Here is a 13,760-nt window from a genome sequence, read left to right on the forward strand (position 1 = left end):
ACGATAATAAAGGATATTGATATTTTGCCGTCATCATAACGTTAAAACTTTTTTTATTCGATAGTGTGATTACAAATCGGCACACTCAGTTATAATAGTCGACCTCATTTCGCAAGTAAGTGGTCCCATGGCAGAAAATAAACCTCGCAAAATCGTAGACGCTCAAGTTGATGCCCTTAAAGTACCTCCTCATTCTCTTGAGGCTGAACAGTCCGTACTCGGCGGTCTTTTACTCGATAATGAACGCTGGGATTCGATTGCTGGCAAGGTGGTAGAAAAAGACTTCTATAGTCGACCACATCGTCTTATTTTTGCCGCAATCAAAGCGATTTTAGAAAATAGCCAACCACTCGATCTTATCACTTTATCTGAGCATCTCGAACAACGAGAAGAGCTAGAATCTGTAGGTGGTTTCGCTTATTTAGCCGATCTTGCTAAAAACACGCCTAGTGCTGCCAATATTAATGCCTATGCCGATATTGTGTGTGAGCGTGCCTTAGTTCGTAACCTTATCGGTATTGCGAATGAAATCGCCGATGCAGGTTATGATCCTCAAGGGCGTAGCTCGGCAGATTTACTTGATATGGCAGAAAGTAAAGTGTTTGCCATTGCTGAAGAGCGCACTACTGAAAGTGAAGGCCCTCAAGGGGTGGATAATATCCTAGAAAAAACTCTTGAGCGAATCGAAGAATTATACAAATCACCACAAGATGGGGTGACCGGGGTTTCGACGGGCTTTACTGACCTCAATAAAAAAACCGCCGGTTTGCAAGGATCGGATTTAATCATTGTTGCCGCTCGTCCTTCGATGGGTAAAACCACTTTTGCGATGAACCTTTGTGAAAATGCTGCGATGGATCAAGAAAAGCCAGTGTTAATTTTCTCACTAGAGATGCCCGCCGAACAATTAATGATGCGTATGCTGGCTTCATTGTCACGAGTTGACCAAACTAAGATCCGTACCGGTCAATTGGATGATGAAGATTGGGCGCGTATTTCATCGACTATGGGTATTCTGATGCAGAAGAAGAATATGTACATCGATGATAGCTCTGGTCTAACGCCAACCGATTTACGTTCACGAGCACGTCGAGTCGCTCGTGAAACCGGTGGGTTATCGATGATCATGGTCGATTACCTTCAATTAATGCGTGTACCGGGTTTGCAAGATAACCGTACTTTGGAAATTTCAGAGATCTCTCGATCTCTTAAAGCGCTGGCTAAAGAATTAAATGTTCCAGTCGTTGCACTATCTCAGCTTAACCGTTCTTTGGAGCAACGTGCTGATAAACGTCCAATTAACTCAGACTTACGTGAATCTGGGGCGATTGAGCAGGATGCCGATTTAATTATGTTTATCTATCGTGATGAGGTTTACCATCCAGATAGCGCATTAAAAGGCATTGCAGAAATTATTATTGGTAAGCAGCGTAACGGTCCAATCGGCTCTGTGCGACTCACTTTCCAAGGTCAGTTCTCGCGCTTTGATAATTACGCTGGCCCTGCTTTTGATGATGAATAAATAACACAATCAAGCTGGCTTTTGTTAGTCAGCTTGATTTTTTATTGCCGATTACCCCTCCTAGCATCTCAAGGACATACTGAAATGAAGCCAACTCTGGCCGCGACTGCCAAGATAGATTTAGCGGCATTGCGTCACAACTTGGAGCAAATTAAGCTCAAGGTACCGAATAGCCAAATCACCTCAATTGTTAAAGCTAATGGGTATGGCCACGGCGCGGTTCCTGTCGCGTTAGCGCTAGAGTCGTTATCTGATAATTTTGGCGTGGCGAGAATTGAAGAAGCTTTAGAGTTAAGACGTGCAGGGATCAGTCAGTCGATTTTATTGCTAGAAGGCTTTTATGCTGACTCCGAACTCCCTATCTTACAAGCCAATAATCTTCATACTGCGCTACATTGTGAAGAACAATTAGTTGCATTAGAGCAAGTAAGCTTAGCTTCTCCTATTCATGTATGGCTGAAAATTGATACGGGTATGCATCGACTCGGTGTTCGCCCTGAAGATCTTAATGCATTTATTGAACGTCTCCATGCTTGCCCGAATGTCGCGAAACCGCTGCGCTTTATCAGTCACTTTGGTTGTGCCGATGAGCTTGATAATCCGGCCACCATGCAACAAATAACGTTATTTACCCAATTAGCTGAACCTGGATGTGAGCGTTCAATTGCCGCTTCATCAGGCATTTTAGCTTGGCCAGATAGCCACCTTGAATGGGTCAGACCGGGGATTATTCTGTATGGCATTTCACCTTTTGAAAATCAAACCGCTGAGTCTTTAGGCTTTAAACCTGCGATGACCTTAACCTCTCAATTAATTGCTGTGCGAGAGGTTAAAGCAGGAGAGAGTGTTGGCTATGGCGCAACTTGGACTGCTCAGCAAGATACTAAAGTGGGTGTGATTGCGATGGGCTATGGTGATGGTTACCCACGCACCGCACCAAATGGTACACCGCTATTGATTAATGGACGTCGAGTGCCGTTAGTTGGACGCGTATCTATGGATATGTTGACGGTTGAATTGGGCGCGGATAGTCAAGATAAAGTGGGCGATGAGGCAACTTTGTGGGGAAGTGGATTGCCAGCAGAAGAAGTGGCTCATCATATTGGTACGATTGCTTATGAGCTAGTGACCAAATTAACCGGGCGTGTTGCGCTACTTTATTCTGAATAACCATAATCGAACGATGAAAAAGAGAATGTCATTTATGCAGGGAAATGCGCGACAGTTATTGAGTAGTCTATTTTGTTGTGGACTATTGACGCTATATTCCGTTAATAGTTATGCAGAGCCGAATATTCAATTGTCTCAACCCGCAGAGCCAAACGCCGACGTTGAGCAATCTGAAACCTCTCAATCACCATCTGATACTAGTGAGGGCAGCAAGGACGACTCTTGGTACTCCGATTTTAAAGTCGTGCCATTTGGCTTTATTTCTGATTCGATTGGCAACTCAATTGGGGCGGCGGGATTACTTAAAGGTGTCGGCCAGCCTCAAGCTGCATTGCTAGGAGTAACGTTTGTTTCAGATAAAGGCAGTTATGTTACTTATTTAGGTGGTTATAACTATCAATTAAGTGATCGTTGGTTGGTGGATTCAGATGCCTATATTGCTCAGTTTAAAGACTATAGCTATTACCTAGGGGATGCGACTAATAACGATTCTGAGTTTAATGACTATATTGAAACCGATGGTCAGGAATCTCGAATTCAAGCTAAGTTTCGTTATGTTTTGCCGTTAGGGCAGGGAAAAGAAGACGCAGCAAAAGCTAGCTATTTACCTAACCGCAAACTCACCGGAATGACTCCTTGGGATAGTGGTGTGACTACCCTTGGTATTTCGCCTTTTTATAAAACCCGCAAGCTAGATGATATTGACTATGATGAAGCCGACTCTACGTGGGGGGCGATTTTTAGTCTTGATTGGGATAACAGAGACAGTACTCGCAATACCACTCAAGGTTCTCGTACTGTATTTAATTACACCTATGCCCCCGATTTAGGTAATGACGAATCATGGAGCACTTGGGAATTTCAAAATAGTCAGTACTTTGATATTGGCTCTCTTGGTAACTTATTTAACAAACAAGTCATCGCTTTTGATTTTTACACGGCTGGTACACCTAGTTGGGAACAAGGCTCTGATGGTGAACATCGTCCACCGGAATATGCCGGAGTACGCTTAGGTGGTCTATATCGTCAACGTGGTTTTTCTTCCGGTCGATTCACTGGCCGCGCGGCGATTAACTATAGTTTAGAGTATCGAGTAATGCCGGATTGGCAGCCATTACAAAACTGGCCTGTATTTGATTGGTACAAAGTGCCGTGGTGGCAATGGGTACTGTTTACCGATGTTGGTCGAGTAGCCGATGAGTATGATGTATCGGAACTGCATGAAAATATGCAAGTGAGCTACGGCGGCGCAGTACGTTTTCAGGTTGAAGGTGTGGTGGTTCGCGCTGAAATGGCATGGGGTGATGAAGAAAGTATGTTCCGTGTAATGGTCAATCAGCCGTTTTAGAATGGTTATTTCATTGAAGTTGTTATTTGTTGATTTCTTTAGTCATCACTTTTATTTAAACTGACATAAGGCAATATAGATCACATAAATCACTGCGATAATTATACCTAAGTGACTTCAATAGCAGTGTAAGAAATTTTAAGTTGAGCCTATTTATTCGGCTAAGCTTGTTTTGTATCGGGGCAGGCAATTAACGATCACGTTTTGAATAAACGCGACAGTTTTTTGTTCTGAGTAAATCCAATAGACTTATCAGGAATGAGTAATGTTGAAAAATATCAATCCAACCACAACGGCAGCGTGGAAAGCGCTAACTGAGCATTTTGAATCAGCACAAGATATGGAACTGGCTGCTTTATTCGCTCAAGATGCCGATCGTTTTAATCAATTTTCTGCAACATTTGGCTCCGACATTTTAGTCGACTACTCTAAAAACTTGTTGGATAAAGAAACCTTCACTCATTTATTTGCCCTTGCTGAGCAAACTGAACTTAAAGCAGCGATTCAAGCAATGTTTGCTGGCGATAAGATCAACCAAACTGAAGGTCGCGCCGTTTTACATACTGCTTTACGTAATCGTAGCAACACACCGGTTATGGTAGATGGCGAAGATGTCATGCCTGGCGTAAATGCTGTGCTGGCGAAAATGGAAAGCTTTACTAACCGTATCGTATCGGGTGAGTGGAAAGGCTATACCGGTAAAGAAATCACGGATGTAGTGAATATCGGTATCGGTGGTTCTGATCTTGGTCCTTACATGGTGTCTGAAGCATTAGCCGCTTATAAAACACGTTTGAATATGCACTTTGTGTCTAACGTGGATGGCACTCATATCGCTGAAACGCTAAAGAACTTGAACCCAGAAACGACTTTGTTCCTAGTGGCATCAAAAACCTTTACTACGCAAGAAACCATGACTAATGCACACAGTGCACGTGACTGGTTCCTAGCGACTGCGCAAGATTCTGCACATGTTGCTAAACACTTTGCGGCGCTTTCTACTAATGCAAAATCAGTAGCAGAGTTCGGTATTGATACGGATAACATGTTTGAATTCTGGGATTGGGTTGGCGGTCGTTATTCTTTATGGTCGGCAATCGGTCTTTCTATTTGTCTGGCGGTTGGTTTTGATAACTTTATTGAGTTATTGGAAGGTGCTCATGAGATGGATAAGCACTTTGCTAATACTGAATTTGAAAACAACATTCCTGTGATCTTGGCGTTGATTGGTATTTGGTACAACAACTTCCACGGCGCGGAATCAGAAGCTATTCTGCCTTACGATCAGTACCTACACCGTTTTGCTGCTTACTTCCAACAAGGTAACATGGAATCAAACGGTAAATATGTTGACCGTAATGGTGATGCAGTTGATTACCAAACTGGCCCAATCATTTGGGGTGAGCCGGGTACTAACGGTCAGCATGCTTTCTATCAGTTGATCCACCAAGGCACTAAGTTAATCCCATGTGATTTCATTGCGCCAGCGATCAGCCATAACCAAGTAAGCGATCATCACCAGAAATTAATGTCTAACTTCTTTGCTCAAACCGAAGCTCTAGCTTTTGGTAAATCAAAAGAGCAAGTTGAAGCGGAATTTGCCGCTGCAGGTAAATCTGCTGAAGAAGTGAAAGATTTGGTGAACTTTAAAGTGTTTGAAGGCAACCGCCCAACTAACTCTATTTTGGTTAAGCAAATTACGCCTAAAACACTAGGTAACTTAATTGCGATGTATGAGCATAAGATTTTTGTTCAAGGCGTGATTTGGAATATCTTCAGTTTCGACCAGTGGGGCGTAGAACTAGGTAAGCAACTTGCTAACCAAATCTTGCCTGAGTTGGCTGACAGCAATGCGGTAGACTCGCATGATAGTTCAACTAATGGCTTGATTAACGCATTCAAAGCTTTTAAAGCTTAAGCGATTAACTAAAACGTAAGTTATTTACAAACTGATATTAAAAAGAGAAGCTCAAATTGGGCTTCTCTTTTTTTATGTGTAAATTTTGCTATGAAGGATAGTGAAGGCTAGCTAGATTGACAATTTTGGCAAATTCCATGTGTTTCGATGACATGGTTAGTGAGTTTAAATCCATGCTGAGCTATATTTTTGGTCAGCAATTCAATCAAGGCTTCATCTTGAAGCTCACTGACATCACCACATTGGTCACAAATCAGTAAGTGTGAAAAGTGTTTATTACTACCGTGACAATCATGCTCATCAAAAAAACAGCATGATACAAAACTATTGGTTGATTCCACCCGATGAATAAATCCCTGCTCAAGCAAAAACTCTAATGCGCGATAAACTGTCGGTGGCTTTGCTTGAGGTTCGGTTTGTTTGAGTTTATCGAGTAACTCATAAGCCGTCGAAGAGCCTTTTTGTTGCCAAATTAATTCAAGCACTTGCTGACGCTGCGAGGTGAGGCGAACCCCTCGTTGTTGACAAAGGTCCGTGACTTGTTGGATCAAACGTTTATTCAAAATCTGTTAACCTTAATTTTCATTGGTGTACGCCTTTGCTGCCTATGGTAAAATATTTGGCCAAATAAGTCAGAGATATTTATCCCATATACCATTATGAACAATTACCCAATGCAACGTTTTTCTATTGCGCCAATGCTCGATTGGACTGATCGCCACTGCCGTTACTTCCATCGCTTATTATCTGAGCATACGTTGTTATACACTGAAATGGTTACAACCGGTGCGATTATTCATGGCAAAGGGGATTTTCTGCAATTTAGCCAACAAGAGCATCCGGTGGCGTTGCAACTTGGTGGTTCCAACCCTGTTGATTTAGCCCATTGTGCCAAGCTTGCCCAAGAGCGTGGTTATGATGAAGTGAACCTAAATGTCGGTTGTCCTTCCGATCGTGTACAAAATGGTAAATTTGGCGCGTGCTTAATGGCGGAACCTGAGCTGGTGGCTGACTGCATGGCCGCGATGCGTGAAGTGGTGGATATTCCTGTTACGGTAAAAACGCGTATTGGTATTGATGATCAAGATTCCTATGAATTTTTAACTCGCTTTATTGCTATGGTGAGCGAAAAGGGCGGCGTTGATCAATTTACCATCCATGCTCGTAAAGCGTGGCTAAGTGGATTAAGTCCTAAAGAGAACCGTGAAATTCCAGAGCTGGACTACCCTCGCGCCTACCAACTTAAGCAAGATTTTCCTGATTTAACGATTGCGATTAATGGTGGCGTGAAAACCATTGAGGATTCATTAGCTCATTTAGAGCATCTTGACGGTGTGATGGTTGGGCGTGAAGCTTACCAAAATCCTTATTTGTTAGCCGAAGTCGATCAGAAAATATTTGGCAGTGATAAGCCAATTAAGAAACGTCGTCAGGTAGTACAAGAAATGCTGCCTTACATTGAACAAGAAATGGCGGCCGGTGCTAGCCTAGGTCATATCACTCGTCACATGCTAGGTTTATTCCAAGCAATGCCAGGCGCTCGTCAATGGCGACGTTATATTAGTGAAAATGCGCATAAACCGGGTGCGGGTATTGAAGTCGTTGAAGCGGCACTAGCCAAAATTCCAGCAGAATTAGACGTTTAATCTCACTTCTACAGTGGCGGATTTGGCCTTTTATTGGTTAAATCCGCTTTTTTATTATCTTGCCTTTTCCTTTCGTCTTTAAGTTGCTGAATCTTAAGTCTTTATATTTTGTTAAACTTGGCGCGTAATCTGCATAGTTAGGTGCAATATCTGATTTTGATTAAATAGGACCATTTATGTTTGAACTGCTTTGTATTCTCGTTTTTATCGGCATGTTGATGTTCACGGGTGTAACCATGGTGACTTTCTTTATCGCTTTAGCGGCTGCACTCGTGTTTGCCTTTATCGTGAGCATGGTAGGGGCGGTGATAAAACTACTGCCTTGGATCATTGTTGCGTTGATAGGTTTGTATATTTATAAACACTACAATAAGCCAAGCTCTTATTAATTTTTTTGACAGCAGGAGGGGAATTTAGCTGTCAAACTAGCAAGTTCTGAAATTTGCGCCATGATTAATAGTGAGCATTGTGAGTGACATGGAAGGGCACATCATGACCGTGACAGAACTTCGCCGTTTATATCAAGATAAGCAATTGATTGAAGCGATTATTGAGTCCTCTATTGAAGAGGAAAGTTGGATTGTCGAATTTCGCCATAATAGAGGCGGCTTAGTGTTGCTGACGGATGAGCACGGAAAAGAGTGTCATTATCAAGATGCCGATGAAGCTTCTCGCTCTGCTTTAGATGTAGGCTTTAAACAAGTTCGCATTGCTAACAAATAGTCATTAAGAAACAGCGGGCTAATGGCTATTTTTTTCTCTGCTTTTATTATTCCTCTCCTTTCTTATTTCCAAAAAGTTATAAAACATACTTATCAATTCTTTCTCGCGATTCATCAGAGTCGTTAATCTATTGTCATGAAGCAATAATATTGTATCCCTAAATGTTCCCACCTGAATTGAGAACGTTTGAGCTTATATAAAAGATAGGATGTCGTGACATGTTACTTAAGGATCTTTCTGCTTTGGCAAGTCCGCTCAATGATCAGCAAATCGGTCAATTGCAGCAGGCTATGTCTGAGTTATCACCGCAGCAGCTTGCGTGGGTGAGTGGTTACTTCTGGGGGCTAAGCCAGACCGGACAACCAGCAGCCGCGGGCGCGAGTCAATCTCAACTTTCAGTCGCCGCTGAGCCTGCTGGCAAATTGACTATTATCTATGCCTCGCAAACGGGTAATGCCAAAGGTGTCGCTGAAGCGTTAAAAAATGAAGCCGATGCTAATGGTATCGCGGTAGAACTATTCGATGCTAGTGACTACAAAGGTAAGAATCTCGCCAAAGAAACTCATGTCATTATTGTTGCCTCAACCAATGGTGAAGGGGAAGCGCCAGATAATGCGATTGAGTTGCATGAATTTCTGCAATCGAAAAAAGCCCCTAAATTATCTAACTTAAAATATGCCGTCATTGCATTAGGTGATTCTAGCTATGAGTTTTTCTGCCAAACCGGTAAAGATTTCGATAGCTACTTAAGCAAGCTCGGTGCAACGGCTTTCCTTGATCGTCTGGATTGTGATGTTGATTATGAAGCTCCGGCGAGTGAGTGGCGTAAACAAGCATTAGAAAAAGTAAAAGAAACGCTATCGGCGAGTGATGCACAAGTGGTGCAATTACCGGTAGGGCAAAGCGCACATGTTGAAAGCCCTTGGAATAAACAAACCCCTTACACTGCGAGTTTACTGACTAGTCAAAAGATTACCGGTCGTGATTCAGGTAAAGATGTTCGACATATTGAAATTGATCTTGAAGGTTCAGGTATCACTTATCAACCTGGTGATGCACTAGGAGTATGGTATGAAAACAGCTCAGATCTGGTTGCTGCGATTTTAGAGCAAGTCGGTTTATCTGGAATAGAAAGCATTGAGCTCGATGGCGAAAGTATTTCTATTCATAGTGCACTGGTTAATAAGTTTGAAATTACCGCCTCTAACCCACAACTTGTCACAAAGTATTCAGAGTTATCTGGTAGTAAGAAGCTACAAAAGCTGGTGGACGATAAAGATAAGCTGCGTGAGTACGCTGGTAACACTCAGATTATTGATGTTTTAAAAGAAAAGAAAACCAAACTGACCGCAGAAGAGCTCGCTAGTCTATTCCGAAAATTAACCCCGCGACTATATTCAATTGCTTCGAGCCAAGCTGAAGTTGAAGATGAAGTGCACTTAACGGTTGGTCTGGTTGAATACCAGCAAGGTGAAGAAACTCGTTATGGTGGTGCATCTCATTATCTGACCCATCGTTTGGAAGAAGGGGATAACGTTAAAGTTTTCATTGAACACAATAATAACTTTAAGTTACCACAAGACGATAATACACCAGTGATCATGATTGGTCCGGGAACGGGGATTGCACCTTTCCGTAGCTTTATTCAAGAAAGAGAAGCGCGAGATGCCGAAGGTAAAAACTGGTTATTCTTTGGCGACCGCACTTTCACTCAAGACTTCTTATATCAAGTTGAATGGCAAAAGCATTTGAAATCAAGTGTGCTAACAAAACTCGATGTTGCCTTTAGCCGAGATCAGGCTGAGAAGGTATATGTCCAAGATCGAATTTTAGAAAATGCCGCTGAAGTATGGCAATGGTTACAGCAAGGTGCGTACCTTTATGTATGTGGCGATGCGAACCGTATGGCCAAAGATGTTCATGAAGCATTAATTTCAATTGCCGAACAACAAGGGAAATTAGGTCGCGAGCAGGCAGAAGCCTTTATTAATGACCTACGCAAAGCAAAACGTTATCAAAGGGATGTGTACTAATGAGCACGAAAGAACAAGTAGTATTAGGTGAAGTATTAGGTCCACTTTCTGATGGTGAGCGTTTAAAAACCGAGAGTAACTTTTTACGTGGCACGATTGCAGAAGATCTACAAAACCCAATTACCGGTGCAGTGACGGGCGATAACTTTACATTGATTCGTTTCCACGGCATGTATTTACAAGATGATCGTGATATCCGAGCTGAGCGCGCCAAGCAAAAACTGGAACCGCTACATACTTTGATGGTTCGCGCGCGTTTGCCGGCTGGTGTGATTACTCCAACTCAATGGCTTGGTGTCGATAAGTGGGCGGATGAACATACTTTATATGGCAGCATTCGTTTAACCACGCGTCAAACTTTTCAATATCATGGCATTTTAAAGCCTAATATTAAGAAGGTACATAAAGCGCTTAACTCAATTGGCATTGATTCGATTGGTACAGCGGCAGATATGAACCGAAATGTACTATGTACAGCGAACCCATATCAATCAGAAGTACATCAAGAAGCGTATGAGTGGTCAAAGAAGATCAGTGAACACTTTTTACCGCATGCTCGAGGTTATGCGGAAGTTTGGTTGGATGCGGAAAAAATCGATAGTACGGTTCAAGAAGAAGAACCTATTCTAGGTCGCACTTACTTACCACGTAAATTTAAAACCACGATTGCGATTCCACCATTGAATGATGTTGATGTTCATGCCAATGACTTGAACTTTGTGGCGATTGAAGAAAACGGTAAGTTAATTGGTTTTAACGTGTTGGTGGGCGGTGGCCTTGCGATGACCCACGGTGATACCTCTACTTACCCTCGTCGTGCCGATGATTTTGGTTTTATTCCTGTTGATCAAACTTTAGCGTTTGCTGAAGCCGTGGTCACGACGCAACGTGATTGGGGTAACCGCTCTAACCGTAAAAATGCCAAAACCAAATACACATTAGACCGTGTTGGTATTGATGTATTTAAAGCGGAAGTTGAAAAACGCGCTGGAAGTCAATTTGAAGCAAGTCGTCCTTATGAGTTTACTGAGCGTGGCGACCGTATTGGTTGGTCTGAAGGTATTGACGGTAAACACTACTTGTCTCTATTTATAGAGAATGGTCGTATTTTAGATTACCCAGGTAAACCACTTAAAACAGGTATGGCTGAATTGGCGAAAGTACATAAAGGTGACTTCCGCATTACGGCAAACCAAAACTTGATTATTGCTGGGGTATCCGCTGATCAAAAAGAACTAATAGAAAGTATTGCTGTGAATCATGGTCTAATGGATGCATCTACTAGTGAGCAACGTAAAAACTCAATGGCGTGTGTGGCGTTTCCAACCTGCCCATTAGCGATGGCTGAAGCAGAACGTTTCCTTCCTTCTTTTGTTACGGAAGTGGAAGGTATTTTAGAAAAGCATCAGTTACCGAAAGAAGAGAATATTGTTTTACGTGTAACCGGGTGCCCTAATGGTTGCGGACGAGCAATGTTAGCTGAGATTGGTTTAGTCGGCAAAGCACCAGGTCGTTATAACTTACATTTAGGTGGTAACCGCAGTGGTACCCGTGTTCCTAAGATGTATAAAGAAAACATTACGGATAAACAAATTCTGCAAGAGATCGATGAGCTGGTGGCTCGCTGGTCTAAAGAACGTGAAGACAAAGAAGCGTTCGGCGATTTTGTGATTCGTGTTGGTGTTATTGATGAGGTCGTGATCTCTAAGAGGGACTTCTATGCTTAGTACACAAGAAAAGAGTTTAAATATAGAAAAACTCGTTAACCTTAATAAAGTAGAGCAAAGTTTGATGCTTGCAGAGGTTAATGCTCAGCTTGAAGAAATGACAGCTCAACAAAGAATTCGCTGGGCTTTAGAAAACTTGCAAGGTGAGTTTGCAGTGTCTTCAAGCTTTGGCATCCAAGCTGCGGTAATGTTGCATTTGGCAACTCAAGCGAAAGCCGACATTCCCGTCATATTGACAGATACAGGGTATCTATTCCCAGAGACCTATCGATTCATTGACGAGTTAAAGGAAAAGCTTAGTCTTAACTTGCAAGTTTTTCGAGCGGAGCAAAGCCCTAATTGGCAGGAAGCTTCTTATGGCAAACTTTGGGAGCAAGGTGTCGATGGCATAGAGAAGTACAACCGGATAAATAAAGTAGATCCAATGAGACGTGCATTAAAAGAGCTGAATGTTTCTACTTGGTTTTCAGGTTTGAGACGTGAGCAATCAAATACACGTAATGGGCTACCTATTCTTGCGGTTCAAAATGGTGTTTTTAAGTTTTTACCGATCATCGATTGGAGTAATAAAGAGATACATCAATATTTAGAAAAACATGAATTGTCTTATCACCCATTATGGGAGAAAGGTTATCTTTCTGTTGGAGATACTCATACTACTCGCAAATGGGAACCAGGAATGACAGAAGAAGAAACACGATTCTTTGGTTTGAAGCGGGAATGCGGTCTCCATGAAGATGATCCTGAGCAACAACAAAATGGTTCTGGAATATAAAACCTAACCTTAAGCGTTTATTTATATATAAAGAAGAGGCTATACACATTGGTGATAGCCTCTTTTCATTTAGAACAGTAGCTAAATTCCCCCTATTTTGTGGATAACTTGTTATTAAGGTAAGGGTAAAGTGGTATAAATAAGGCTTTGGGCGGAAAGTGACCATCTAAGCTATATTTTTAAAGTTTTTTAAAGAAAAGGGTTGCCAATGTGATTTGGATCTCTATAATGCGACCTCACTGACACGGAGCACACAGCCTAACGGCGCTGCGAGTTAGAGGTCAAAATCTTCTCAAAAAGGTTTGCGAAAAAAGTTTTAAAAAAGTGTTTGACACGAACTTTTAAATCGCTAAAATGGCCGCCCTGTTCAACGGGATGCACCAAGTGCTTTCAATAAGAACAACGCTCTTTAACAATTTAAACCTATCAATCTGTGTGGGCACTCGTTGATGATAATCAATATAGCTCGTCTCTTTTAACGAAGAGAGGAAGCAACAATGATTTCAATGAACTGAGTGACCAAATTGCTATTATGAAAAACAGCCTTGAGCTCGTTTGGTTTCACTTTTTAAAGTGAAAGTAATAATAGCGGCACAGTCAATTCATTACCATTCTGTTGGAATGGTAATAGCTTTAAAGTTACTTCTTCTTTTTAAGAAGAATAGTTTTGAAGTCAGTATTCGTTGAGTCACAAAATCTTAAATTGAAGAGTTTGATCATGGCTCAGATTGAACGCTGGCGGCAGGCCTAACACATGCAAGTCGAGCGGAAACGAGAAGGTGCTTGCACCTTCGGCGTCGAGCGGCGGACGGGTGAGTAATGCATAGGAAGTTGCCCAGTAGAGGGGGATACCAGTTGGAAACGACTGTTAATACCGCATAATCTCTTTGGAGCAAAG

Annotated in this window: 11 protein-coding genes and 1 rRNA gene; 11 read left to right on the forward strand and 1 reads right to left on the reverse strand. The window is 42.1% G+C overall.

Annotated elements, in window-relative coordinates; translation table 11 throughout:
* Positions 1 to 127: 127 nt before the first annotated feature.
* The 4 genes from K358_RS0102840 (at position 128) to pgi (ending at position 5,958) form a co-directional block, all read left to right on the forward strand.
* Entirely contained in the window at positions 128 to 1,522 is a 1,395-nt protein-coding gene (locus K358_RS0102840) for a replicative DNA helicase (RefSeq protein ID WP_027695406.1), read from the forward strand.
* An 84-nt stretch (positions 1,523 to 1,606) separates the two neighbouring features.
* Positions 1,607 to 2,692, forward strand: a complete 1,086-nt coding sequence (alr, locus tag K358_RS0102845) for an alanine racemase (RefSeq protein WP_027695407.1) — start codon at positions 1,607 to 1,609, stop codon at positions 2,690 to 2,692.
* Positions 2,693 to 2,726: 34 nt separating this feature from the next.
* Positions 2,727 to 4,040 carry a BamA/TamA family outer membrane protein gene (locus K358_RS0102850; RefSeq protein ID WP_027695408.1) on the forward strand — a complete coding sequence of 438 codons (1,314 nt, stop codon included), beginning with the start codon at positions 2,727 to 2,729 and terminating at the stop codon, positions 4,038 to 4,040.
* Between the two features lie 265 nt (positions 4,041 to 4,305).
* Complete coding sequence (pgi, locus tag K358_RS0102855) at positions 4,306 to 5,958, forward strand: glucose-6-phosphate isomerase (RefSeq protein WP_027695409.1); 1,653 nt, start codon at positions 4,306 to 4,308, stop codon at positions 5,956 to 5,958.
* Between the two features lie 107 nt (positions 5,959 to 6,065).
* On the opposite strand, the gene zur is transcribed toward pgi, so the two are convergent.
* Positions 6,066 to 6,524: a zinc uptake transcriptional repressor Zur gene (zur, locus tag K358_RS0102860; RefSeq protein ID WP_083962732.1), complete on the reverse strand. Its 459-nt coding sequence runs from the start codon at positions 6,522 to 6,524 to the stop codon at positions 6,066 to 6,068.
* A 93-nt stretch (positions 6,525 to 6,617) separates the two neighbouring features.
* Here zur and dusA point away from each other — a divergent pair, with 93 nt between their 5' ends.
* The 7 genes from dusA to K358_RS0102895 form a co-directional block, all read left to right on the forward strand.
* Positions 6,618 to 7,604, forward strand: a complete 987-nt coding sequence (gene dusA / locus K358_RS0102865; RefSeq protein ID WP_027695411.1) for a tRNA dihydrouridine(20/20a) synthase DusA — start codon at positions 6,618 to 6,620, stop codon at positions 7,602 to 7,604.
* A 176-nt stretch (positions 7,605 to 7,780) separates the two neighbouring features.
* Positions 7,781 to 7,993: an envelope stress response protein PspG gene (locus K358_RS0102870; RefSeq protein ID WP_027695412.1), complete on the forward strand. Its 213-nt coding sequence runs from the start codon at positions 7,781 to 7,783 to the stop codon at positions 7,991 to 7,993.
* Positions 7,994 to 8,096: 103 nt separating this feature from the next.
* Entirely contained in the window at positions 8,097 to 8,327 is a 231-nt protein-coding gene (locus tag K358_RS0102875; RefSeq protein WP_027695413.1) for a hypothetical protein, read from the forward strand.
* A gap of 218 nt (positions 8,328 to 8,545) precedes the next feature.
* Positions 8,546 to 10,360 carry an assimilatory sulfite reductase (NADPH) flavoprotein subunit gene (locus tag K358_RS0102880; protein ID WP_027695414.1) on the forward strand — a complete coding sequence of 605 codons (1,815 nt, stop codon included), beginning with the start codon at positions 8,546 to 8,548 and terminating at the stop codon, positions 10,358 to 10,360.
* Complete coding sequence (cysI, locus tag K358_RS0102885) at positions 10,360 to 12,087, forward strand: assimilatory sulfite reductase (NADPH) hemoprotein subunit (protein WP_027695415.1); 1,728 nt, start codon at positions 10,360 to 10,362, stop codon at positions 12,085 to 12,087. The genes K358_RS0102880 and cysI overlap by 1 nt, the downstream gene beginning before the upstream one ends.
* On the forward strand, positions 12,080 to 12,862 hold the full coding sequence (locus tag K358_RS0102890) for a phosphoadenylyl-sulfate reductase (protein WP_027695416.1): 783 nt from the start codon (positions 12,080 to 12,082) through the stop codon (positions 12,860 to 12,862). The genes cysI and K358_RS0102890 overlap by 8 nt, the downstream gene beginning before the upstream one ends.
* Positions 12,863 to 13,562: 700 nt before the next feature.
* Positions 13,563 to 13,760: ribosomal RNA gene (locus tag K358_RS0102895) — 16S ribosomal RNA — on the forward strand; the annotation flags it as partial.

The sequence above is a fragment of the Vibrio litoralis DSM 17657 genome (genome assembly GCF_000426765.1).
In the GTDB taxonomy this organism is placed as follows: Bacteria; Pseudomonadota; Gammaproteobacteria; order Enterobacterales; family Vibrionaceae; genus Vibrio; species Vibrio litoralis.